Annotated in this window: 20 protein-coding genes and 3 pseudogenes; 4 read left to right on the top strand and 19 right to left on the bottom strand. The window is 69.7% G+C overall.

The features are described 5' to 3' along the window. Positions 1–33: 33 nt before the first annotated feature. From dnaG to dusB, 3 genes are read right to left on the bottom strand one after another with little or no spacing between them, the layout of a single operon-like run. Positions 34–1,893 (bottom strand): DNA primase, encoded by a 1,860-nt coding sequence (dnaG, locus tag AC3RXY_RS04765; protein ID WP_491509750.1) that lies wholly within the window; start codon positions 1,891–1,893, stop codon positions 34–36. Further along, a complete protein-coding gene (locus AC3RXY_RS04760) occupies positions 1,893–3,323 on the bottom strand; it encodes a deoxyguanosinetriphosphate triphosphohydrolase (RefSeq protein WP_491509749.1) in 1,431 nt (476 codons plus the stop codon). The genes dnaG and AC3RXY_RS04760 overlap by 1 nt, the downstream gene beginning before the upstream one ends. Next, entirely contained in the window at positions 3,316–4,479 is a 1,164-nt protein-coding gene (gene dusB, locus AC3RXY_RS04755; protein ID WP_491509748.1) for a tRNA dihydrouridine synthase DusB, read from the bottom strand. The genes AC3RXY_RS04760 and dusB overlap by 8 nt, the downstream gene beginning before the upstream one ends. 62 nt (positions 4,480–4,541) lie before the next feature. On the opposite strand from dusB, the gene AC3RXY_RS04750 reads away from it, so the two are divergent. After that, positions 4,542–5,036, top strand: a complete 495-nt coding sequence (locus AC3RXY_RS04750; protein WP_491509747.1) for a glutathione peroxidase — start codon at positions 4,542–4,544, stop codon at positions 5,034–5,036. Between the two features lie 57 nt (positions 5,037–5,093). On the opposite strand, the gene AC3RXY_RS04745 is transcribed toward AC3RXY_RS04750, so the two are convergent. The 3 genes from AC3RXY_RS04745 to recO all read right to left on the bottom strand — a co-directional run bounded on the left by AC3RXY_RS04745 (position 5,094) and on the right by recO (position 7,492). Beyond that, on the bottom strand, positions 5,094–5,780 hold the full coding sequence (locus AC3RXY_RS04745; protein WP_491509746.1) for a DsbA family oxidoreductase: 687 nt from the start codon (positions 5,778–5,780) through the stop codon (positions 5,094–5,096). Between the two features lie 103 nt (positions 5,781–5,883). Next, a complete protein-coding gene (locus AC3RXY_RS04740) occupies positions 5,884–6,720 on the bottom strand; it encodes an isoprenyl transferase (protein WP_491509745.1) in 837 nt (278 codons plus the stop codon). Between the two features lie 43 nt (positions 6,721–6,763). Then, positions 6,764–7,492: a DNA repair protein RecO gene (recO, locus tag AC3RXY_RS04735; protein ID WP_491509744.1), complete on the bottom strand. Its 729-nt coding sequence runs from the start codon at positions 7,490–7,492 to the stop codon at positions 6,764–6,766. 35 nt (positions 7,493–7,527) lie between these two features. Between recO and AC3RXY_RS04730 the strand changes: the two genes are divergently transcribed. Then, a complete protein-coding gene (locus AC3RXY_RS04730; RefSeq protein ID WP_491509743.1) occupies positions 7,528–8,220 on the top strand; it encodes a trimeric intracellular cation channel family protein in 693 nt (230 codons plus the stop codon). A 98-nt stretch (positions 8,221–8,318) separates the two neighbouring features. Here AC3RXY_RS04730 and leuA read toward each other — a convergent pair whose 3' ends face one another. After that, on the bottom strand, positions 8,319–10,073 hold the full coding sequence (gene leuA, locus AC3RXY_RS04725; RefSeq protein ID WP_491509742.1) for a 2-isopropylmalate synthase: 1,755 nt from the start codon (positions 10,071–10,073) through the stop codon (positions 8,319–8,321). A gap of 221 nt (positions 10,074–10,294) precedes the next feature. On the opposite strand from leuA, the gene AC3RXY_RS04720 reads away from it, so the two are divergent. Both AC3RXY_RS04720 and AC3RXY_RS04715 read left to right on the top strand, forming a co-directional pair. After that, entirely contained in the window at positions 10,295–10,879 is a 585-nt protein-coding gene (locus AC3RXY_RS04720) for a suppressor of fused domain protein (protein ID WP_491509741.1), read from the top strand. Beyond that, positions 10,876–11,400 (top strand): hypothetical protein, encoded by a 525-nt coding sequence (locus tag AC3RXY_RS04715; RefSeq protein ID WP_491509740.1) that lies wholly within the window; start codon positions 10,876–10,878, stop codon positions 11,398–11,400. Before AC3RXY_RS04720 ends, AC3RXY_RS04715 begins: the two co-directional genes overlap by 4 nt. Before the next feature lie 115 nt (positions 11,401–11,515). On the opposite strand, the gene era is transcribed toward AC3RXY_RS04715, so the two are convergent. From era to AC3RXY_RS04655, 12 genes and pseudogenes are all read right to left on the bottom strand, one after another. After that, positions 11,516–12,412 (bottom strand): GTPase Era, encoded by an 897-nt coding sequence (gene era, locus AC3RXY_RS04710; protein WP_491509739.1) that lies wholly within the window; start codon positions 12,410–12,412, stop codon positions 11,516–11,518. A 1-nt stretch (position 12,413) separates the two neighbouring features. After that, positions 12,414–13,739: a hemolysin family protein gene (locus AC3RXY_RS04705; protein WP_491509738.1), complete on the bottom strand. Its 1,326-nt coding sequence runs from the start codon at positions 13,737–13,739 to the stop codon at positions 12,414–12,416. Further along, the gene (gene ybeY / locus AC3RXY_RS04700) at positions 13,736–14,200 is read right to left on the bottom strand and encodes an rRNA maturation RNase YbeY (protein ID WP_491509737.1); all 465 of its coding nucleotides are present in this window, start codon (positions 14,198–14,200) and stop codon (positions 13,736–13,738) included. Before ybeY ends, AC3RXY_RS04705 begins: the two co-directional genes overlap by 4 nt. Further along, a pseudogene (locus AC3RXY_RS04695) lies at positions 14,197–14,787 on the bottom strand (PhoH family protein); the annotation flags it as partial. The gene ybeY and the pseudogene AC3RXY_RS04695, both read right to left, overlap by 4 nt. A gap of 108 nt (positions 14,788–14,895) precedes the next feature. Beyond that, a pseudogene (locus tag AC3RXY_RS04690) lies at positions 14,896–15,087 on the bottom strand (LAGLIDADG family homing endonuclease); the annotation flags it as partial. A 564-nt stretch (positions 15,088–15,651) separates the two neighbouring features. Next, positions 15,652–16,281: pseudogene (locus tag AC3RXY_RS04685) on the bottom strand (PhoH family protein); the annotation flags it as partial. Between the two features lie 94 nt (positions 16,282–16,375). Continuing rightward, entirely contained in the window at positions 16,376–16,726 is a 351-nt protein-coding gene (locus AC3RXY_RS04680) for an HIT domain-containing protein (protein ID WP_491509736.1), read from the bottom strand. A 76-nt stretch (positions 16,727–16,802) separates the two neighbouring features. After that, positions 16,803–17,525 carry a 16S rRNA (uracil(1498)-N(3))-methyltransferase gene (locus tag AC3RXY_RS04675; protein ID WP_491509735.1) on the bottom strand — a complete coding sequence of 241 codons (723 nt, stop codon included), beginning with the start codon at positions 17,523–17,525 and terminating at the stop codon, positions 16,803–16,805. A 4-nt stretch (positions 17,526–17,529) separates the two neighbouring features. Then, the gene (gene dnaJ / locus AC3RXY_RS04670; RefSeq protein ID WP_491509850.1) at positions 17,530–18,633 is read right to left on the bottom strand and encodes a molecular chaperone DnaJ; all 1,104 of its coding nucleotides are present in this window, start codon (positions 18,631–18,633) and stop codon (positions 17,530–17,532) included. Positions 18,634–18,685: 52 nt separating this feature from the next. Then, positions 18,686–19,720, bottom strand: coding sequence for a heat-inducible transcriptional repressor HrcA (gene hrcA, locus AC3RXY_RS04665; RefSeq protein ID WP_491509734.1), 1,035 nt, complete (start codon positions 19,718–19,720; stop codon positions 18,686–18,688). Positions 19,721–19,846: 126 nt separating this feature from the next. Continuing rightward, positions 19,847–21,055 (bottom strand): radical SAM family heme chaperone HemW, encoded by a 1,209-nt coding sequence (hemW, locus tag AC3RXY_RS04660; RefSeq protein WP_491509733.1) that lies wholly within the window; start codon positions 21,053–21,055, stop codon positions 19,847–19,849. Then, positions 21,055–21,708: a DUF1990 domain-containing protein gene (locus AC3RXY_RS04655; protein ID WP_491509732.1), complete on the bottom strand. Its 654-nt coding sequence runs from the start codon at positions 21,706–21,708 to the stop codon at positions 21,055–21,057. The genes hemW and AC3RXY_RS04655 overlap by 1 nt, the downstream gene beginning before the upstream one ends. Positions 21,709–21,798: the final 90 nt, after the last annotated feature.

The raw sequence follows: 21,798 nt of genomic DNA, 5'->3' as shown, positions 1-21,798 counted from the left end.
TCCCGGCAGCCTCCGTGGAGCCGCCCGGCCTGCTCAGCCCAGCGCGAAGCGCTGGCGCTCCTGATCGAGATCGCGCAGCCGCAGGCGCAGAGCACGCCCGCCGTCGGAGTCCGGCGCAACCCGCTGGACAGCGCCGAGCAGCTCGGTCTTCTCACGATCGAGGTCGCGCATCACGAGATGCCGAGCGAGATCCGTGGCGGACTCGATCGCGCTCTCCTCATCGCGCGCGGGGAAGGCGCGCATCAGCAGCTCCCCCGCGATCGAGCGATACGGCTCACGCACCGCTGCGATAGCATTCAGCGCCCACCCTGGCCGGTTGCGGTCGCTCGCCTGGGCGACGGCCTCCCGGACCGCCTCCAGCGCCGGTGTGCGGAACTGTCCGGACAGCGCCCGTGCGAGCAGGGCGGTATCGAGCTGATGTCCGTACTGCAGGAAACCGGTGAGCGCGTCGCGCTCGAGGATCATCGCCCCGTCTCGCGGCAACGACGCGAGCGTCGGCACCACGACGGGAGCACCCTCGGCGTCCGCGATGCCGCGCTGCTCCGTGCGCCGCCGGTCCTCACGGCGATCATCCCCGCGCTCCGCCCGCGCCACCTCGGACTGCACCTCGCGCGGGTCCATGCCGAGTCGGCGCGCCAGAACGCGGACGTACTCCGGGCGCAGCAGCCGATCACGGATGTCGGCGACGACGGGGGCCGCCGCGCGCAGCGCACCGACCCTGCCCTCGACAGATGCGAGGTCGTATCCGTCGAGACGGCGATCGATCACGAACTCGAACATCGGCATCCGATGCTGGATCATCTCCCGGACGGCGGCATCGCCGCGCTGCAGCCGGAGATCGCACGGGTCAAGCCCCGCGACCCCGGTGGCGACGAAGGTCTGCGCGTTGAAGCGCTTCTCCTCGGCGAAGGCACGCATCGCGGCTTTCTGCCCGGCGGCGTCCGGGTCGAAGGTGAAGACCACCTCCCCGGCCGATGTCTCATCGCCCATCACCCGGCGGAGCACGGTGATGTGCTCTGCCCCGAAAGCGGTGCCGCAGGTGGCGACGGCGGTCGTGACACCCGCCAGGTGGCACGCCATGACGTCGGTGTACCCCTCGACCACCACGACGCGGCGCGGTTCTCCCCGGACGATGTCGCGTTTGGCGAGGTCCAGTCCGTACAGCACCTGCGCCTTCTTGTAGATCGGCGTCTCGGGGGTGTTGAGGTATTTGGGGCCGGGGTCGTCGTCATAGAGCTTGCGGGCGCCGAAACCGATGGTCTGCCCGGTGACATCGCGGATCGGCCACACCAGGCGGCCCCGGAATCGGTCGTAGACGCCCCGCTGTCCGGTGGAGACCAGCCCGGCCGTGCTCAGTTCCTCCCGGGTGAAGCCCTGCGCGGTGAGCGCCTTCAGCATGGCCTCCCAGCCGCGCGGGGCGTACCCCACACCGAAGTGGGCGGCGGCTCCGGCGTCGAACCCCCGCTCGCCGAGGAACCTCCGTCCGGCGACCGCCTCTGGGCTGCGCAGCTGGGCACGGAAGAACTCCGCCGCGGCTGTGTTCGCTGCCAGCAGGCGGCTGCGTCCGCTGGTTTCCGGCGCCGGACCACCGTCCTCGTAGTGAAGCGTGTAGCCGATGCGCGACGCAAGCCGCTCGACCGCCTCGGTGAACGAGACATGATCGGACTCCTGCAGGAACCGGTAGACGTCTCCCCCGACACCGCATCCGAAGCAGTGGTAGTAGCCCACCTGCGGACGCACGTGGAAGCTCGGGCTCTTCTCGTCGTGGAACGGACACAGCCCCTTGAGAGAGCCGATCCCCGCCGAGCGCAGCGCCACCCGCTCACCGATGATGTCGGCGATATTGGTGCGCGCCTTGACCTCCTCCACGTCGGCCTGACGGATGCGGGGCATCAGCGCTCCCTGCGGTCTGATGCCGATCGTTCTGGCCCGTGGGGAGCGGTGGCCGTGATCGGAGGCCGGGGGGCGGCATGACCCACCGCGTGCGGCTTGGCATGGCGCGGCGTCCAGATGCCCACTTCGGCCGGGTCGATGTCGCCGACCAGACGGTTGTGCCAGTCCAGCGCCGTCTGGTCTGTCAGGCTCGCGATCTGGTCGACCACCACCCGCGCCCGCGCCGCATCGGACGAAGCGGCGAGGAAGTCGGCAGCGAAAGCCGGCTCCAGCACATCGGCACCCGCACTCCACAGCGCGTCGGTGGACCACAGCGCGTCGGCAAGACGCTTGAGCACGCGTCGCTGCTCACGGTAGACGCCTCTGCGCGCGTCGATGGTCACGATCGCCTGACCCATGATCCCCTTGAGCACCGCGATCTCCGTCTCCACCACGCGCGGGACCACCACCCGTGCGTTGTAGCGCGCCAGGTTGTCACCCCCGTACGCGTCTCGGGTGGCAGAGACAGCGGCGCGTGCGAAGCGGCCGATGAGGTCGCTCGTCAGGTTCTTCAGCCGCGCCAGGTCCTGGCGCGACCGGTCGAAGGACGTCGGCCACATCGGCTGCCGGGTGAGACGGTACAGCGCATCGGCGAGCTCGTCGCGCGTGAAGTCATATCCGACCCACTGCTGGATCCGTCCGACGAGAGCGTGGTGATCGCTCGGATCGGCGAGCCCGGCCATGTCGAGATAGCCGTTGACGATGGCGTCCTCGAGGTCGTGCACGGAATAGGCGATGTCGTCGGACAGGTCCATGATCTCGGCCTCGACGCAGCGGAGCCTCCCCGGAGCCCCCTCGCGCATCCATCGAAAGACCTCTTCATCGTCCGGATAGACGCCGAACTTCAGTCGGCCACCCGGATCTGGCACCGGCGAGTCCACGGTCCAGGGATACTTGCACGTGGCGTCGAGGCTCGCCCGGGTGAGGTTGAGTCCCACCGAGTGGTCGCGGTCGTCGAGCACCTTCGCCTCGAGCCGGGTGAGGATGCGCAGGCTCTGGGCGTTGCCCTCGAAGCCGCCGATGTCCTCGGCCCATTCGTTGAGGGCGCGTTCGCCGTTGTGACCGAACGGCGGGTGGCCGAGATCATGGCTGAGGCACGCGGTGTCCACCACGTCTGCGGAGACCCCCAGCGCGACGGCCAGTTCCCGTCCGACCTGCGCGACCTCGAGGGAGTGCGTCAGGCGATTGCGCGCGAAGTCGGCGGTGCTCGCCGGGCTCAGCACCTGCGTCTTCGCGGCGAGGCGCCGCAGCGCCGCTGAGTGCAGCACGCGTGCCCGATCCCGGGCGAAATCATCCCGCTCCGAACGGTGGTGCTCGCGAAAGAAGCGTTCGGCGTCACGCGCGTCGTAGCCGTCGTTCCGCCCGGCCGCGGCGACCGAGACCTCAGCCACCGCTATTCTCGATCTCCGCCGCGCGCAGCAGCTCGGCCGCCGCGCCCTCCACCTCGCGCGACGCGAGCCAGCCATCCGGCAGCGCCGGCCGCTTCGGATGGCCGGCCCTACCACGCTGGCCTTCCGCATCAGCGCCGGGATACGGTGCATCCTGGTCGAGCAGGGCGAGCAGCTCGTCCATCTCCGTCAGGCTCGACACGGTCGCCAAGCGCGTGCGGATGTCGCCGCCCACGGGGTAGCCCTTGAAGTACCAGGCGATGTGCTTGCGGATGTCGCGGCAGCCACGATCCTCGTCCTCGTAGAACTCGGTGAGAAGCTCCGCGTGACGCCGCACGGCCCGTGCCACGAAGCCGAGCGTTGCGTCGACCGGCGGCGGCGCCAGATCGGCCGGACCGAGAGCGGCGGCCAGATCCCCGAACAACCAGGGTCGCCCCAGGCACCCGCGCCCCACGACCACCCCGTCGCAGCCGGTCTCTGCCATCATGCGCACCGCATCATCCGCCGACCAGATGTCTCCGTTGCCGAGCACCGGCACGCTCGTGACCGCCTGCTTGAGCTCGGCGATCGCCGTCCAGTCCGCGTGCCCGGAGTAGAACTCCGCGGCCGTCCTGGCGTGCAGCGCGATCGCCGCGACGCCGGCGTCCTCGGCGGCGCGCCCGGCGTCGAGGAAGGTGAGGTGGTCGGCGTCGATGCCCTTGCGCATCTTCACGGTCAGCGGGACGTCTCCCGCCGCTGCCACAGCGCGCCGTACGATCTCCGCGAAGTGGCCGATCTTCCACGGCAGGGCTGACCCGCCGCCCTTGCGCGTGACCTTGGGCACCGGGCAACCGAAGTTCAGGTCGATGTGGTCAGCGCGATCCTCCGCGACGAGGATGCGCACCGCCTCGGCGATGGTCGCCGGATCGACGCCGTAGAGCTGGATCGAACGCAGTGTCTCTGACTCATGGTGCTGGATGAGGCGCATCGTCACCGCGTTGCGCTCCACGAGTGCGCGCGACGTGATCATCTCGCTCACATACAGCCCGGCACCGTACTCGCGGCACAGCCGGCGGAAGGCCGTGTTGGTGATGCCGGCCATGGGCGCCAGGACAACGGGAACGTCGAGACGGTGCGGACCGATCATCACGGGGGCGGCAGAGACGGATGCGAGAGTCATATCGTGTTCCATTCTCCCAGACCTCCGGCCGCTGTTCTCCCCCGCGGGTTTAGGCTGTGGACATGCCAGAGAGCACCCTTCGCGAGATCCCGTTCCTCGACGCAGAAGGCGCCGAACGCACCCTCGCCGGCTACGACGCCGATGTCCTCCTGGTCGTCAATGTCGCATCGCGCTGCGGTCTCACCCCGCAGTACGCCCAGCTCGAAGATCTCCAGCGCCGGTACGGCCCGCGTGGCCTCCAGGTGGTGGGATTCCCGTGCAACCAGTTCCTCGGTCAGGAGCCCGGTTCCATGGAGCAGATCCTCGACTTCTGCTCGGCGACGTACGGCGTGACCTTCCCCATCAACGCCAAGGTCAAGGTGAACGGCAGAAGCGCCCATCCCCTGTTCCAGGCGCTCAAGGAGGCGCCGGACGCCCACGGCAAAGCGAAGCGGGTGGAGTGGAACTTCGAGAAGTTCCTCGTGCTGCCCTCCGGCGAGGTGCGGCGCTTCCGCCCCCGCGTCGCCCCGGACGCGCCGGAGATCACCGACGCGATCGAAGCGGCCCTGACTCGCTGAGCCGCCCGTCCTGCCCCCGACAGCGCGCAAGACGGCAGGCTCCGTCCCCGAGACCGCTCAGGCCTCGGACGGTTCTGCCGGTGACTCCTCGCGCTTCGCGGCGATCTCCCGAAGTGCCTGCGCGAAGGCCTCTGCCGGCTGCGCTCCGCTCAGACCGTACTTGCCGTCGAGGACGAAGAAGGGCACCCCCTGGATGCCGAAGGCCCGTGCCTGCGCCTGGTCCTGCTTGACCAGTGCGCGGTAGGCGGAGGACTCCAGCGCCTCCCGTGCCTCATCGGCGTCGAGGCCGATCGACGCAGCGAGTTCGACCAGGCTGTCGACCCGGCCGACATGGGCGCCCTCGGTGAAGTACGCCGCCATCAGGCGCTCCTCCATGTCGATCTGGCGGCCCTTCTCCCGGGCGAAGTGCAGCAGCTCATGCGCTTTGACGGTGTTGGTGTGCCGGAGGATGTCGAAGCGGTACTCCAGCCCCGCCTCCTTCGCCCTGTCAGTGACATTCGCCAGCATCTGCTCGACCTGGGCACGATCCAGGCCCTTGTGGTCGGCGAGGAAGTCGATCTCATCCCCATCGAAGTCCACCGGCGTCTCCGGCGCCAACTCGAAGGAGTGGTAGGTGACCTCCACATCGGGAACCGCAGGATCGTCAGCGATCTCCGCGAGCCCCTTCTCCAGATTGCGCTTGCCGATGTAGCACCACGGGCAGGCGATGTCGGACCAGATGTCGATCGAGATAGGCGTGCTCACACCGGACCCAACGCCGCTGGTCGGGATGCTATTCCCGGACAGCGGCGTTCTGGTGCTGGCCCATCGGCTGCGAGTGCTCGCGGCAACGCCCTCGCGTACCCGCTCAGCTGCTCGTCGGTGTGTCCACCGCGCCGCCGAAGCGCCGATCACGGTCGAGGTAGATCTGGATCGCCCGCCACAGCTCCTCCCGCGTGAAGTCGGGCCAGAGGGTGTCCAGGAACACCATCTCGGCATAGGCGGACTGCCAGAGCAGGAAGTTGGAGGTGCGCTGCTCGCCGGAGCTGCGCAGGAACAGGTCGACGTCCGGCATGTCCGGCACGTACAGATGGCGTCGCAGGGTGCGTTCCGTGATTCCCTCCGACCGCAGGCGGCCCGCCTCGATCTCCGCGCCCATCCGCCGCACCGCGTCGATGATCTCGACGCGCCCGCCGTAGTTGACGCACATCGTGAGGGTCATCACGTCGTTATCAGCGGTGAGCTCCTCGGCGATCCGCAGCTCCGTGATCACCGACTTCCACAGCCGCGGTTCACGTCCCGCCCAGCGCACCCGCACCCCCCACTCGTTGAGCTGATCGCGTCGACGGTGGAGCACATCCCGGTTGAAGCCCATCAGGAAGCGCACCTCCTCGGGCGAACGCACCCAGTTCTCCGTCGAGAAGGCGTAGACGGAGAGGTGCTTGACACCGACCTGGAGCGCCCCGGCGACGACATCGAGCAGCACCTCCTCCCCCGCGCGATGTCCCTCGATGCGCGTCAGCCCCCGCCGGTTCGCCCAGCGGCCGTTGCCGTCCATGACGACAGCCACGTGTCCCGGCACAGCGCCGGCCGGGAAGGCGGGTGGCTCGGGGCCCCGCCAGTCCAGCGGCCGGAACGGGGCCGCATCCCGATGCGGAGCGATACGTCGCTCCGCGCGGAGACGGCTGCTGCGGGATGCTCTCATGCGGCGTTGTCCTTTGTCGGGCGGGAGGGGGCAGATCGACCGGTCAGCGGACGGGTTCCGCCTGGGCGAGAGACCGAATGCCGCGCTCCAGATGGTACTGCGCGAACGCCGCGGTGAGACCGGACGCCGCGGCGGAGGTTCCGGCGGCGGCACCGTCGATCGTCTCCCAGTGACCGGCGATGAGGGCGCGCAGCAGCTCCAGCGTGGCACCGTCCGCGCGGGCGCTGCCCGCGGGGGCGCATCGCGGGCAGACCACCCCGCCCAGCTGCGCGACGAACGCCGCGTGCGGCCCCGGCGCGCCGCAGCGTGCGCAGTCGTCGAGCGTCGGCGCCCAACCGGAGAGGATCATCGCTCGCAGCAGGTACGAGTCGAGGATGCTGCGCGCGGCGTGCTCACCCCGCGCGAGGGAACGCAGGCCCCCCACCAGAAGCAGATACTGATCGCTCGCGACCTCGGCATCCACCAGGCGATCGGCGGCCTCCGCCATCGCGTTGGCGACGGTGTAGCGATCGTAGTGCGGCGCGATGTCGGCACCGTAGGCACCCAGCGACTCCGCCTGCTGCACCACATCGAGCGAGCGGCCCTGGTACAGCTGCACGTCGGCAACCATGAACGGCTCGAGCCGGGCGCCGAACTTCGACGACGTTCTGCGCACCCCCTTCGCAACCGCGCGGATCTTGCCGTGCCGGCGAGAGAGCAGCGTCAGGATGCGGTCGGCCTCACCGAGCTTGTGCGTGCGGAGCACGACAGCCTCGTCCCGGTAGATCGCCATTCCTCGATTATCCCCCTGTGGCCGAGAATGGAGGGGTGACCGAGCCCCTGTTCTCCATCCCGCTGTGGGCAGATCTCCTCGGCGTGGGTCTCGGCGGCGTCCAGGGAGCGCTGTTCGCGTCTGGTTTCCGCGGGCAGCGGCGCCTGGACCTCCTGGGCGTGGCGATCATCGGCATCCTGATCGGGATGGGCGGCGGTCTCATCCGCGACCTCCTCATCGGCCTGCCGCCCGCGACCCTGCAGCACAACGCGTATCTGCTGACCGCCACCGGGGCGTCCCTTGCTGGCATGCTTCTGGCGAGCGTGCTCACCCGCGCCAATGCGATCATCGTCGTGCTCGACGCGGTGGTCATCGGGATGTTCGGCGCGTTCGGAACCAGCAAGGCCCTCGCCCACGGCGTCCCCCCTGTTCCGGCGATCTTCATCGGCGTCTGCGCGGCCGTCGGCGGGGGCGTGCTGCGCGACGTCATCATGGGGCTGCCGGTGGCGATCATGCACGTCGGTTCGCTCTACGCTGTCGCAGCGGCACTGGGGTGCACGTTCCTGGTCGTCTCCCACGCCCTGGGCCTGCCCATCGTGCTCGCGGCGCTCATCTCGATCGCTCTCACGACCCTGATGCGCGTGCTCGCGGTGGTCTTCGACCTGTCGCTTCCCGAGCAGCGGATGCTGCACCGGCGCCGCGTTGCCGCCGAGACCCAGGCCATCCCGATCATTCGCCCCGATAGCTGACCTGCCCGGCCCCGCGAAAACAGGCAGAGAGCACCAGAACAGGCCGGTTCTTCTCAGAACCGCCTGTTCTGGTGCTCTCTGCCTGTCTTGCGGCGGAGTCAGACCGCGGCGAGCTCGCTCGCACGCGCGCGGATGGAGCGGTTGACGCCCGACACCACGGCCTTGAGCGAAGCCGTGGAGATGTCGCCGTCGATGCCGACGCCCCACAACCGCTGACCATCGACCTGCAGCTCCACATAAGCGGCGGCCTGGGCGTCGCCGCCCGCGCTCATCGCGTGCTCGACGTAGTCGTAGACGGTGACCTCGAAGCCCTGACCGCGCAGCACCTCGAGGAACGCCGCGACAGGGCCGTTGCCCCGCGCCGACGTCGTCACGCGGTCGTCGCCGTCACGCAGCACCACGTCGAGGGCGACCTCGCCGGACATGTCGCTGCGCGTCTCCGTGGCGAGCAGTTCGAAGCGCCCCCAGCGCTCGCCCTCGTCGCTTGCGGGCAGGTACTCGTCCTGGAAGATCGCCCAGATCTCGTCGCTCGAGACCTCGCCGCCCTCGGCGTCGGTCTTGGCCTGCACGACGCCGGAGAACTCGATCTGCAGACGACGCGGCAGGTCGAGCGCGTGGTCTGCCTTCAGCAGGTACGCGACGCCGCCCTTGCCGGACTGGGAGTTGACGCGGATGACAGCCTCGTAGGACCGCCCGAGATCCTTCGGATCGACCGGCAGGTACGGCACGCCCCACTCCAGGTCGTCGACCGCGACGCCCTTCTCCGCGGCTTCGGCGGCCATCGCCTCGAAGCCTTTCTTGATCGCGTCCTGGTGCGATCCGCTGAATGCGGTGAACACCAGGTCCCCTGCCCAGGGGCTGCGCTCCGGCACCGGCAGCTGGTTGCAGTACTCGACCGTACGCTTGACCTGGTCGATGTCGCTGAAGTCGATCTGCGGATCGATGCCCTGGGTGAACATGTTGATGCCCAGCGCCACCAGGTCGACGTTGCCCGTGCGCTCGCCATTGCCGAACAGACAGCCCTCGATGCGATCGGCGCCGGCCATGTAGCCCAGCTCCGCCGCTGCCACGGCCGTGCCGCGGTCGTTGTGCGGGTGCAGCGACAGGATGACGTTCTCGCGGTGCTTCAGGTGGCGACCCATCCACTCGATCGAGTCGGCGTAGACGTTGGGGGTGGCCATCTCCACCGTCGCGGGCAGGTTGATGATGACCTTGCGCTCCGGGGTGGGCTCGAGCACATCCAGAACCGCGTTGCACACCTCGACCGCGTACTCCAGTTCGGTGCCGGTGTAGCTCTCCGGGGAGTACTCGTAGAAGACCTCGGTGTCGGGGATCCGCTTCTCGAACTCACGGCACAGCCGGGCGCCCTCGAGAGCGATCTTCTTGACGCCCTCGCGGTCCGCCTGGAAGACCACCCGGCGCTGCAGCACGCTGGTGGAGTTGTAGAAGTGCACGATCGCGCGCTTCGCACCGGCGATGGCCTCGTAGGTGCGCTCGATGAGGTGGTCGCGGCACTGCGTGAGCACCTGGATCGTCACGTCGTCGGGGATCAGGTCCTCTTCGATCAGCTGCCGCACGAAGTCGAAGTCGGTCTGGCTCGCGGAGGGGAAGCCGACCTCGATCTCCTTGAAGCCCATCTGGACGAGCAGCTCGAACATGACGCGCTTGCGCTCGGGCGACATCGGGTCGATCAGCGCCTGGTTGCCATCGCGCAGGTCGACGGCGCACCACCGCGGTGCCTGCGTGATGCGCTGGGCCGGCCAGGTGCGGTCGTGCAGGTCGATCCCGATCTGCTCGTGGAACGGACGATACTTGTGGATCGGCATCGCGGACGGCTGCTGGAAGTTCTGCATGACGGGGCTCTCTCGTTTTCGCTGAGCACGACACTCTGGCATCGAGCGGTACTCGGAGGAACGGGCCAGCACGGACTCCGCGACGAGAGTTGGCCCTCAGAAACGGGACTCGTCGCGGCGGCTAAGGAGGAGCAGCCCACCAGCGTGCATGTCGCCATCGTACACCCGGTTTTCCGGCGACACGAACACGGGTCACTCACGCCCGTGCATAGAGTGGATGCATGAGCTCGGACATCCCGCTCGCCCCCGGCGAGAACGCCTTCCCGATGCACGTCTTCGAAGCGCTCGGCGCGGAGCCCCGGCTGTTCGAGGAGCGCCTGGGCGGATCGATCATGGTGCTCGAGAAGCGACCGGCCTCCGGAACAGTCGTGGTCATGACCGCCGGCGTCTCTCGCCTTCCCACCGACTCGGGTGATCGGGTCGAACTGGCCGTCGAGTGCATCGACGGCCAGCAGGGCGCCGCCATGATCGCGCTGCGCATCGTCTGCGACGACATCGCCACGCGGCGCCGGGTTCCCCCGGTGGGCACGCCCTGGCGCAACACCGAGCCCTTCCTGGACGGCACGGAGATCTCGGCGATCGTCGCAACGGGCTCCCGCTGGGGCGCGGAGTTCGATGACGTCCGCAGCCCGGATGGCTCGGTGATCGGCCATGTGCGCACCCTCCGTCTCCTCACCGATGCGGAGGCCGCGCTGGTCGCCTCATCCGGCTGGGATGCCCTGGTCGATCGTGTCGGTTCCCTCGATGCGCTGCTGGACGTGACGCGTCCGGAACCTGTCCCGGACGAAGAGTCCGATCCGCAATGATGTGGCGGCGTTACCGCTCCACCGTCCTGTGTGCGGTCCCGATCGCTGCGGCCATCGGCGTCCTCTGCGGGCTCACGGTCTATCTGGCCGGTAACCCGGACTATCGGGCGCAATCCGGGTGGGGCGGTTTCGCCTCCTGCATCACGCTGGGCGCGATTCTCGGGGCAGGAACCGGCCTGGCGGCGATCGCGGGCGGATTCGCCGCCGTCGTCCTGCGCCGGCGCGTCCTTCCGGGGGGAAGCAGTCCGCCGCTCACCGAGAGGTCACGGGTCACTGTCGGGACCGTCGGCGCGAGCATCGGATCCGCGCTGCCCTGGAGCGTGTGGGGAGCCATCGCCGCCGCGACGAGTGGCCCCGGTCTCCTCGTCATCTTCATCGGCATCGCCGGTGTTTCCGCCGGTACGACGGCGGTTCTCGCCGGCGCCCTCCTGAGCCGCATCGAACGGCGCGAGACCGACTGCGTCGTGACGTGCCGACACGGAGCAGAGCCGGGACGACATGGGACGTGCGCGTCTGACTGACCGCGATGCGAGCGGGAGAGGTACCCCTCCTCGCCGGCAGCGGAGACCGCTGCCGGCGAGGCGATGAGGCTCCGCCACCGCTGCGCACCCGGCGAGCGGCCCCGTCCTGCGGGAATCAGAACCCGAGGCGGCCGAGCTGCTTCGGGTCCCGCTGCCATTCCTTGGCCACCCGCACATGGAGGGCGAGGTAGACGCGTGACCCGACGAGTGGTTCGATCGCGGCACGCGCCCGGGCACCCACGTCCTTGAGCCGCGCCCCCTTGCGGCCGATGATGATCGCCTTCTGGCTGTCTCGCTCCACCACGATGTTCGCGTAGATATCGGTGAGGTCGCTGTCCTCCCGCGGCGCGACGTCGTCGATGGTGACCGCGATGGAGTGCGGCAGTTCGTCGCGAACACCGTCGAGAGCTGCCTCACGGATGATCTCCGCGATGCGGTCCTCGAGCGATTCGTCGGTCACGACGCCCTCCGGGTAGAGCGCCGACCCCTCCGGCATGAGACGGAGCAGCTCGTCGGCGAGCACGTCCAGCTGGACCCCCTCGACCGCAGAGAGCGGAATGACCGCGTCCCAGTCCTCGCGCAGGGCGTCGACTTCGAGCAGGCGCTCGGTGACCTCGTCCCGCCCCGCGGCATCGACCTTCGTCACGATCGCGATCTTCCGAGCGCGCGGATATCCGTCAAGCGACGCCGCGATGCGCCGGTCGCCAGGGCCGACCTTCTCGTTCGCCGGCACCAGGAAGCCGATCACGTCGACGTCGCCGAGCACCTGCTCGACGAGGTCGTTCAGCCGCTGCCCGAGCAGGGTGCGCGGGCGGTGGATGCCCGGCGTGTCGACGATGACCAGCTGGCCGCCCGGCCGGTTCAGGATGCCGCGGATCGCGCGCCGCGTGGTCTGGGGCTTGTCGCTGGTGATCGCGACCTTCTCCCCCACGAGCGCATTGGTGAGCGTCGACTTGCCCACATTCGGGCGTCCGACGAAGGTCACGAAGCCGCTTCGCTGCGGATCGGTCATCTCAGTCCCCCTTCCGCACCGCGACCGGACCGGTCAGGGTGCGCACGTCATCGTCATCATCGTCATCCGGGGATCCCTCGACACGCTCGACGAACACCGTCGCGAGCCCGCGTCCGCGGCCGCGGGAGGTTCCGCCGGTGAGCACCAGCCCACCGTATCTGGCGGTCGCGCCGGGCACCGGGACGCGCCCGAGCAGCTTGCCGAGCAGGCCGCCCACCGAGTCGACGTCGTCGTCCTCCAGCTCCAGGCCGAACAGCTCGCCGACCTCGGCGACGCCGAGGCGGGCGCTCACCCGGTAACGTCCGTCACCGAGGTCGACGACCTCGGTGGAGCGCGCGTCGTACTCGTCGGAGATGTCGCCCACGAGCTCTTCGATCAGATCCTCGAGTGTGATCAGGCCGGCGACCCCGCCGTACTCGTCGACGACCATGCACACGTGCACGGCATCCCGCTTCATCTGCTGCAGCAGCGTCTCGGCCCGCATCGACTCCGGCACGAAGGTCGCACCCCGCGCGATCGGGCGCACCGAGCCGTTGCGCCAGATCCGCTCGTCACGGAAGGCGAAGCCCACGAGGTCTTTGAGGTACAGCACGCCCACCACGTCGTCGGCCTCATCGTCGACGACGGGGACCCGCGAGACCCCCTTCTCCAGGAACAGCGTCATCGCCTCCTCCGTCGTGCTGTCGGCGCTGATGGTGACCATGTCGGTGCGCGGGACCATCACGGCCCGCACGACCTGATCGGTGAAGTCGAAGACCGAGTGGATCAGGTCGCGGTCGTCCTCCTCGATCAGATCGTGGGAGGCCGCCTCGTCCACCATGTTGAGCAGCTGCTCCTCCGAGGCGAAGCCGCTGCGGCCGGTCCCCGGAGTGACACGGCGACCCAGGATCACCAGACCGTGCGCGAGCGGACCGAGGCTCAGGCGAACACCGCGCACGACGGGAGCGAAGGCACGCAGCAGGCGTTCCGCATGAAGGCGGCCGACGGCGCGGGGGCTCGATCCGACGAGGACGAAGATCACGCCGGTCATCAGCACGGCGGCGGCCAGCATCGCCCACCAGATGCTCCCGAGCATCAGCGTGAACGACACGGTCACGAGAACAGCCGCTGTGGTCTCGGAGAGGACACGGATGAAGGAGACGGCGTTGACGTACGCATCGGGGTCGAGAGCGATCCGGCCGAGCGCCGTCGCCCCACGCCCCCCGGTGGACATCTCCGTCAGGCGCGCGCGCGAGGTCACCCCGAGGGCGGCGTCGATCGCCGCCATCAGGCCACCGAAGCCGACCAGAAGCAAAGCCGCCAGGAGCAGCAGGATCGCGGTCGTCATCGTCTGGTTCGACGCTCCTCATGCGCGAAGCCGACGATCAGGTCGCGCTGGAGCCCGAACATCTCGCGCTCCTCCTCCGGTTCGGCGTGGTCGAAGCCGAGCAGGTGCAGCAGGCCGTGGGTCGTGAGCAGCACGAGCTCATCCAGCAGCCCGTGACCCGCGGCCGCCGCCTGCGTCTCCGCCACCTGCGGGCACAGCACGATGTCGCCGAGCAGGCCGGGCGGCGTGGGGCGGTCGACGGTGCCGGGGCGGAGCTCGTCCATCGGGAAGCTCAGCACGTCGGTGGGGCCGGGCTCGTCCATCCACTGCACGTGGAGAGCCTCCATCGCTCCCTCGTCGACGAGCACGATGGCGACGTCGGCGTCGGGGCTCACGTTGAGCTGAGCGAGGTTGTACTCGGTCAGCCGCAGCAGCATGGTCTCATCGACCTCGATGGCCGACTCGTTGTTGATCTCGATCATGAGCGTCCTCGCTGGGTCTGGCGGTCACGGGTGCCCTGGTTCCGGTGGGCACGGCGCTCGGCGCGGTTGCCTCCCTCGGCAGCGCTGTCGGCACGAGAGCCGTCCGTCCGGCGGGCCAGCCGCCGCTCGTCGTACTCCGTGTAGGCGTCGACGATGCGGCCGACAAGCGTGTGACGCACGACATCGTCGCTCGTGAGACGGCAGAACTCGATGTCGTCGATATCGTTCAGGACCTGGGTCACCAGTCGCAGTCCCGATGCGCCCTCCGGCAGGTCGATCTGCGTGATGTCACCGGTGACCACCATCTTCGTGCCGAAGCCGAGCCGGGTCAGGAACATCTTCATCTGCTCGGGCGTGGTGTTCTGCGCCTCGTCGAGCACGACGAAGGAGTCGTTGAGCGTGTTGTGGGTGACCAGGAAGTCGTCCGTCACGTACAGCGAGTCCAGCGCCGCGACCTGGATGCAGACCGTCTCCGCCTCGCCATCCGCCACGATGGCATCCACATGACGCCGCGGACGCGCCGGCCGAGCCGCGTCGTAGATCCCGCGCTTCTGGGCGAGCCGGAACGGCTCGATCCCGTCGGGAAGCCGGATGTCGATGACGAAGGCGCCGGGCGCGCGACGCGCCTCGCTGGTCTCGTCCCGACCCAGAGGGCGCCGGTCCGCCGGCTCCGTCGGGAATGATGCGATGCCGCCGAGCGACCGGACGAGATGCACCACGTCGTCCCGGAGCCTGGGGGAAGCGGTGGCGTACTGCACGCGGCACGAGCTCCCCTGCGCCGCGACGAATCCGCCGTCGGTGTCCAGAAGCCCCTGGAGCACCCCGAGCCTGACCTCGATGGTGTTGACGAGGTACTCCGGCGGCACGAACGTGCTCGTCGAGGTCATGCCGCCGAGACCGAGCTCCCGGAGGGCCGCGGTCACGGGGTCCGCGACGATGACGCTGCCGTGACCCGTCTCCGTCCGACCCTGGTCCATCGCCGCGACGCCCGGAAGCGCTGCCCGCAGGTGGGCGATCGTCTCGTCTGCCGCAGAGGCGGACGTCGTGTCGGTCTCCGCGGCGCGGCGGACCCCGCCGAGGAGCAGACCGAGCGCGTACGGGTCCATCGGCACCGATCTGCTCGGCATGTGCACCGCTCGCACCACGGGAAGCTCGAAGCGATGCCCGTCGCCCTGCTCCAGACGCCCGATCATCTCAGACGTCTGCAGCACCCGCGGCGTCTCGTCGCCGTGGTCGTCGTGCATCGTCACGGTCCACAAGTGCTCGGCGCAGCACCGGGTCGACGCGCCGTCCTGCGCGCGCAACCGGTAGACCGGCTTGCGCCCCTGCGGGAAGACGCCCAGCACCGGCGTCGGCTCCCCGTCGGACCCGACCACCAGATCACCGACCCGCACGGAGCCGATCGGCACGAAACCCGCGGGCGTCAGAACGCGCGCGTCCAGCGGTTGCGCCCGCCCGCGCATGTAGGCGAGCGGGGCGACCTCGATCGTCCCCGTCGCGATGAGCTTGGGAACGATCTCCGGGTCCATCATCTCGCCCAGCGCATCGTAGAGGGGGCGCAGATACGGATCGATCTTGTCGGTGAGCGTGCCGGGAAGGAAGCCCAGCCGCTCCCCCGCCTCGATCGCCGGACGGCTGAGGATGATCCGCTCGACCTCCTTGCGCTGGAGCGCCTGAACGGCCTTGGCCATCGCGAGGTAGGTCTTGCCGGTTCCGGCCGGGCCGATTCCGAACACGATCGTGCTCTCATCGATCGCGTCGACATAGGCCTTCTGGCCCGCTGTCTTGGGCCGGATGACCCGACCGCGGGTGGAGAGGATCGCCTCGCCGAGCACCTCGCTCGGACGGGGGCCGGCGCCGCGATCGAGGATACGGGCCGAGGTCGTGACGTCGCCGGGCGTGAGATCGTGCCCCGAGCGCGTCATCGTGATCAGCTCCTGGACGAGGTCCTGTGCCGCGCTCACCCTGCCCGGCTCTCCGGACAGGGTGACGGTGTTCCCCCGCACGTGCACGTCGACCTCCGGATGCTGCGCCTCCAGCACGCGCAGCAGGCGGTCTTGCGGCCCCAGAAGCTGGACCATCGCGACGCCGTCGACCTGAATGCGTTCTGTCACGGCGCGCGCAGACGCGTCTTCGGGACGTGCGGCCGAGGCCGCGGAGGGATTGTCCGGGGTGTCAGGCACCGACAAGACTCTTTTCGCCGAGGGCGCCAGCGAGGACATGGCCGTGCACATGGGGCACGGTCTGCCCGACGCCGGGGCCGTTGTTGAACAGGAGGCGGAAGTCGCCGTCGGCGTGCTCCGCGGCGATCTGAGCGGCCAGCGCCACCATCTCGGCCATGAGGCCGGGATCGCCCGCCGCAAGCTCCGCGACGGTGCGGTACTCCTCGGTCTTCGGGATCACGAGCACGTGCAGGGGCGCCTGCGGTGCGATGTCTCGCAACGCGAAGACGCGGTCGGTGCTCGCGAGGATCTCGCCGGGGATCTCGCCGTTCAGGATCCGGGTGAAGATCGAGGGTTCGCTCATGCCACAAGTCTACGGGGAGCCTCCGTCATCGCGGCGGCCGCGCGCGCCCGGTGGCGAGAACCTCCGCCGGCACCCGCTACCAGCGCCGGAGCGCCGTCGACAGGACGGCGATCGCCGCAGGGCCCGCTGTCGACGTGCGCAACACGGTGTCTCCGAGTCGGACCGTCTCCGCTCCCGCGTCCGCGAGGGCGGCGATCTCGTCCGGGGATATCCCGCCCTCCGGGCCCACGACCAGCAGCACGTCGCGCCCGTCCGGCACGATCGACGACAGCGCTGTCTCCGCCGTCGGCTCCAGCACCAGGATGCGCTCGGCACGCTCAGCGAGTTCTTCCGTCGTCGCGGGCTCTGAGACCGGGGGTATCCAAGCGCGGTGCGCCTGCTTCGCGGCCTCCCGCACGATGCTCTCCCAGCGGGCGCGGCCCTTGACACGCTTGTCCCCGCTCCAGCGCGAGACACTGCGCGCCGCCTGCCACGGCACGATCTCGTCCACACCGAGCTCGCACGCGGCCTGCACCGCAAGCTCATCCCGGTCGCCCTTCGCGAGCGCCTGGGCGAGCACAACGCGCTGGCTCACGGGCGGCACATCCTGGCGGGCGGTGATCCGCACGCCGACACGCGCCGGCGACACGCCCTCCGCGCGACCGGTCAGCCAGGCCCCCGCTCCGTCGCCGACCGTGAGCTCCTCGCCCTCGCGCACACGACGCACGGCGGCGGCGTGCTTCGCCTCCGCCCCGACGAGCTCGATGAGGTCGCCAGGACCGGCGTGCGCGGCGGCATCGACGACGAAGTGCAGCGCCATCGGATCAGCCGGTGCGGAAACGGTCGCGGAGCTTGGAGAACAGCCCCTGATGGAACTCCGACAGACGAGGCTTGGGCGGCTTGGCCCGCGCCGCGAACTGCTCGATGAGCGCGCGCTGCTTGGCGTCGAGGCGGGTCGGCGTGACCACCTGCACGCCCACGCGCAGATCGCCGCGCTGCGTGCCACGGAGCGGGGTGATCCCGCGCCCCTTGATCGTCAGGACGTCACCGGCCTGCACCCCGGGTCGGATCTCCAGATCGACGGGCCCATCGAGCCCGTCGACGGTCACGGCGGTGCCGAGCACCGCGTCGGTCATCGCGACCTCGACGGTCGCCAGCAGGTCGTCGCCCTCACGGCTGAAGACCGGGTGCGGGGCGACGGAGACCTCGACGTAGAGATCGCCGTTCGGGCCGCCCGCCGGGCCGATCTCTCCCGAGCCCGGGAGCTGCAGGCGCAGCCCGGTCTCCACACCGGCCGGGATGTCGAGCGAGACGGTGCGCCGGGAGCGCACCCGCCCGCGACCGTGGCACGTGGTGCAGGGATGCGGGATCGTCGTGCCATACCCCTCGCACGATCCGCAGCGCTGGTTGGTGACCACGTTGCCGAGCAGGCTCCGCACCTGCTGGCGCACCTGGCCGGAACCACCACAGATGTCGCAGCGCACCGGCTGGGTGCCCGGCTGACAGCACGAACCCTGGCACTCCTCGCACAGGACAGCGGTGTCGACCTCGATGTCGCGGTGCACGCCGAACACGACGTCGCCGAGGTCGAGGTCGACGCGCACCAGGGAGTCCTGACCGCGCTCCCGGCGGGATCGCGGCCGGGCGGCACGCGCGCCGCCGGCGGCACCGAAGAACGTCTCGAAGATGTCCCCGAACCCGCCGAAGCCGCCGAAGCCGCCGTCGTCGCCGCCCATGTCGTAGCGACGGCGCGAATCCGGGTCGCTCAGGACATCGTAGGCGTGGGTGACCAGCTTGAACCGCTCCGCGGCCTCGTCACCCGGGTTCACATCCGGATGCAGCTGCCGGGCGAGCCGGCGGTAGGCCTTCTTGATCTCGTCCTCGCTGGCGTCGCGCGACACCCCGAGCACGTCGTAGTGGTCTGCCACTTTCACCTTTCCTCCCCGGCCGCGCCGACCCGGTCGGCTGGCGTATGGGGGTTCATCGTCCGGTCTCGTCCTCTTCGAGCAACCGCGACAGGTAGCGGGCCACGGCCCGCGCCACCGCGAGGTTGCTCGGATAGTCCATCCGCGTCGGCCCCATCACGGCCACCCTGGCCGTGCCGGCCGGCCCGGCGTAGTCGCTCGCGATCACCGAGGCCTGGGTCAGGCCGAAGGCCTCGTTCTCGGCACCGATGCTGGCTGCCAGGCCGTGCTCGTCTGCCACCATCTCGCTCATGAGGCGCAGCAGGGTCACCTGCTCCTCGATCGCTTCCAGCAGCGGGTGGATGCTGCCGCGGAAGTCATGCTCGCGCCGCGCGAGGTTCGCCGCCCCCGCCATCACGAGCCGCTCCTGTCGGAACCCCTCGAGCTCCTCGGCCACCACCCGCAGCAGCGCAGCGCGCACCAGCCCGAGCGGCGACGGATCGTCCTCGGCGAGGGCGATCCGCACGCCGTCCGACGCCTCGCGCACGGAGCGGCCGGTGAGCTGAGCGGCGAGACGCACGCGCAGCGCGGGAACCGCGGTCTGCTCGATCTCCACCGGCAGCTGCACGATGCGCTGGGACACCCCGCCCGCATCCGTGACGAGGATCACCAGCATCCGCCGGGAGCTGAGGGCCACCATCTCGATGTGCGTCACGTGCGCCTGGGCGAACGTCGGGTACTGGGCGAGCGCCACCTGCCCGGTGAGCTGCGTGAGCACCCGCACGGAACGGGCCATGATGTCGTCGAGGTCCGTCGGCTCACTCAGGAAACTCTCGATGGCGGTCCGCTGCGCGCTGCTGAGCGGGCGCAAACGGGCCAGATGATCGACGAAGACGCGGTAGCCCTTGTCGGTCGGCACCCGACCGGACGAGGTGTGCGGGGCCGCGATCAGCTCCTCCTCCTCGAGCTGCGCCATGTCGTTGCGGATCGTCGCTGCGGACACACCGAACGCGTGTCGCTCGACGAGCGACTTGCTGCCAACGGGCTCGTTGGAGGCGACATAGTCCTCGACGATCGCTCGGAGGACGCGAAGGCTTCTCTCGGTGACCATGCGAGCCCTCCTGCCTGATAGTCAATGTGGTTGTTTTTGCGTCCATGACGCGGAATTTCTGGCACTCCGCGTCGGCGAGTGCCAATTCTACCGGTTCCGCCGCCGGGGCGCGGCCTTTCGCGCCGGTCAGTCCAGCAGCTCGCGCACCACGGCGTCTGCGAGCAGCCGTCCGCGCCGGGTCAGTCGTACGCGTCCGCGCAGGGCGGATCCGGCATCCGCCAGGCCATCCGCGATGAGCGCGGCCACCCGGGATCTGCTCTCCGCGGGCAGATCGCTCACCGCCATGCCCTCCGACAGGCGGGTCCCCAGCATGATGCGCTCGAGGAGCAGCGCATCGGCATCCGGCCGTTCCCGGCCCGCCGCCGGAGAGGACCCATCGGCGAGGCGGCCGGCGTACGCGGCCGGGTGCTTCACGTTCCACCAGCGCACTCCGGCGACATGGCTGTGGGCGCCGGGACCGAACCCCCACCAGTCGTGGCCGCGCCAGTAGGCGAGATTGTGCTGGGAACGCTCGCGCTCGCTGCGCGCCCAGTTGCTCACCTCGTACCAGTGCAGACCGGCGGCGCTGAGCCGCTCGTCGACCAGCTCGTACATGTCGGCCTGCAGATCGTCGTCCGGTGCGGCGAGCTCGCCCCGGCGGATCCGGCGATGCAGCGCGGTGCCCTCTTCGACGATCAGCGCGTAGGCCGACATGTGGCCGGGTTCCAGGGCGAGGGCGGCGTCGAGGGAACGCTCCCAGTCGGCGAGGCTCTCCCCTGGCGCACCGTAGATGAGGTCGAGGCTGACCGCGAGGCCCGCGGCCGTGGCCGCCGCAACCGCGGTGGCGACGTTCTCCGGATCGTGCGTCCGGTCCAGCGCGGCGAGGACGTGCGGCACCGCCGACTGCATCCCGATCGACAACCGGGTCACGCCAGCGGCGCGCAGCGCATCGGCGACCGCGGGGGTGACCGTGTCCGGATTCGCCTCGACCGTGACCTCGGCATCCGGGACGAGACCGAACGTGTCGACCAGGCCGTGCAGCATCCGGGCCAGATCACCGGGCGGCAGCAGCGTGGGAGTACCGCCGCCGAAGAACACGGTCGACAGCGGTCGCTCCACGGAGAGCACGGTGCGGGCCAGCGCGATCTCTGCCACAACGGTGCCGGCGTAGTCCGATCGGCTCACGCCGCGCAGCTGATCCGACGTGTAGGTGTTGAAGTCGCAGTAGCCGCACCGGACCGTGCAGAACGGCACGTGCACATAGGCGGACAGCGGCGTATCCGCCTCGACGCGGACATCGGCGGGGAGCAGGCCGTCACGCGGCGCCGGATCCCCCTGCGGAAGCGCGGGGGCCATCAGGCCGGGGTGGCGTACAACGGAGAGATCGCCCGCAGGTACAGCGTGAACAGCTCACGGCGACGACGCTTGACCAGATACGGCACGAGTCGGTACAGCAGGCCGACCGGGGCGTCGAACGCACGCACGGTGAACCACACCTCGTCGCTGTCCTCGCGCCAGTCGATCTCGAAGGACTCCTCGCCGCTGACCGCGGAGCCGCCGACGGTGCCCAGGATGAACCCCACGCGACGACGCTCCTCGAAGACGGACACGACGCGCAGTTCGGCGTCGGCATTCATGCCCGCGACCCTGCCGTGCAGGTGCACGGTCGTGCCGGACGCGACGTAGGGCGTGCCCTCGGGATCGAACCGCTGGTCGATCTCCCGCCGCGACGGGGCGATCGGCGCGCCCTCGGCGTCGAAACTGACACCGGAGTACGCCGGCCCGGACGCCGGACGGATGTTGTCGACGGACAGGCCCGCGGCCTTCTGCGCCGTCCATGCCAGCAGAGAGTCTGCCGAGGACCGGAAACGGTCCTCACCGCTGCCGATCCGCCAGGACGCCTCGGCGGGAATGCTGCGCTCCGGCGGGTAGCGCATGAGGTCCGGTGCCTGACTCGCCCCGACGGCCGCGTAGTCGACTCTGTCGTCCGTGAACGTTCCGCGCCGCATGTTCTCAGCCTACTGGGGGTTCCTGGACGCCGTCTGTCACGTGTCGCGGTGTCACGTCAAGAAACTCCCGACAGACACCGCGACGGTGCG

This window comes from Microbacterium longlingense, assembly GCF_058349825.2.
The sequence above is the reverse complement of the archived record's forward strand: the minus strand, read 5'-3'. Positions and strand labels throughout refer to the sequence as shown.

Excerpts from the sequence above, each read along its gene's own strand:
- AC3RXY_RS04740 (WP_491509745.1), bottom strand. The coding sequence starts at position 6,720 with ATGAGAGCATCCCGCAGCAGCCGTCTCCGCGCGGAGCGACGTATCGCT.
- AC3RXY_RS04705 (WP_491509738.1), bottom strand. The coding sequence starts at position 13,739 with ATGACGACCGCGATCCTGCTGCTCCTGGCGGCTTTGCTTCTGGTCGGC.
- AC3RXY_RS04675 (WP_491509735.1), bottom strand. The coding sequence starts at position 17,525 with ATGGCGCTGCACTTCGTCGTCGATGCCGCCGCGCACGCCGGTCCTGGC.
- dnaG (WP_491509750.1), bottom strand. The coding sequence starts at position 1,893 with ATGCCCCGCATCCGTCAGGCCGACGTGGAGGAGGTCAAGGCGCGCACC.
- AC3RXY_RS04655 (WP_491509732.1), bottom strand. The coding sequence starts at position 21,708 with ATGCGGCGCGGAACGTTCACGGACGACAGAGTCGACTACGCGGCCGTC.
- AC3RXY_RS04680 (WP_491509736.1), bottom strand. The coding sequence starts at position 16,726 with ATGAGCGAACCCTCGATCTTCACCCGGATCCTGAACGGCGAGATCCCC.
- AC3RXY_RS04720 (WP_491509741.1), top strand. The coding sequence starts at position 10,295 with ATGAGCTCGGACATCCCGCTCGCCCCCGGCGAGAACGCCTTCCCGATG.
- dusB (WP_491509748.1), bottom strand. The coding sequence starts at position 4,479 with ATGACTCTCGCATCCGTCTCTGCCGCCCCCGTGATGATCGGTCCGCAC.
- era (WP_491509739.1), bottom strand. The coding sequence starts at position 12,412 with ATGACCGATCCGCAGCGAAGCGGCTTCGTGACCTTCGTCGGACGCCCG.
- hemW (WP_491509733.1), bottom strand. The coding sequence starts at position 21,055 with ATGGCCCCCGCGCTTCCGCAGGGGGATCCGGCGCCGCGTGACGGCCTG.
- AC3RXY_RS04715 (WP_491509740.1), top strand. The coding sequence starts at position 10,876 with ATGATGTGGCGGCGTTACCGCTCCACCGTCCTGTGTGCGGTCCCGATC.
- AC3RXY_RS04750 (WP_491509747.1), top strand. The coding sequence starts at position 4,542 with ATGCCAGAGAGCACCCTTCGCGAGATCCCGTTCCTCGACGCAGAAGGC.
- recO (WP_491509744.1), bottom strand. The coding sequence starts at position 7,492 with ATGGCGATCTACCGGGACGAGGCTGTCGTGCTCCGCACGCACAAGCTC.
- hrcA (WP_491509734.1), bottom strand. The coding sequence starts at position 19,720 with ATGGTCACCGAGAGAAGCCTTCGCGTCCTCCGAGCGATCGTCGAGGAC.
- ybeY (WP_491509737.1), bottom strand. The coding sequence starts at position 14,200 with ATGATCGAGATCAACAACGAGTCGGCCATCGAGGTCGATGAGACCATG.
- leuA (WP_491509742.1), bottom strand. The coding sequence starts at position 10,073 with ATGCAGAACTTCCAGCAGCCGTCCGCGATGCCGATCCACAAGTATCGT.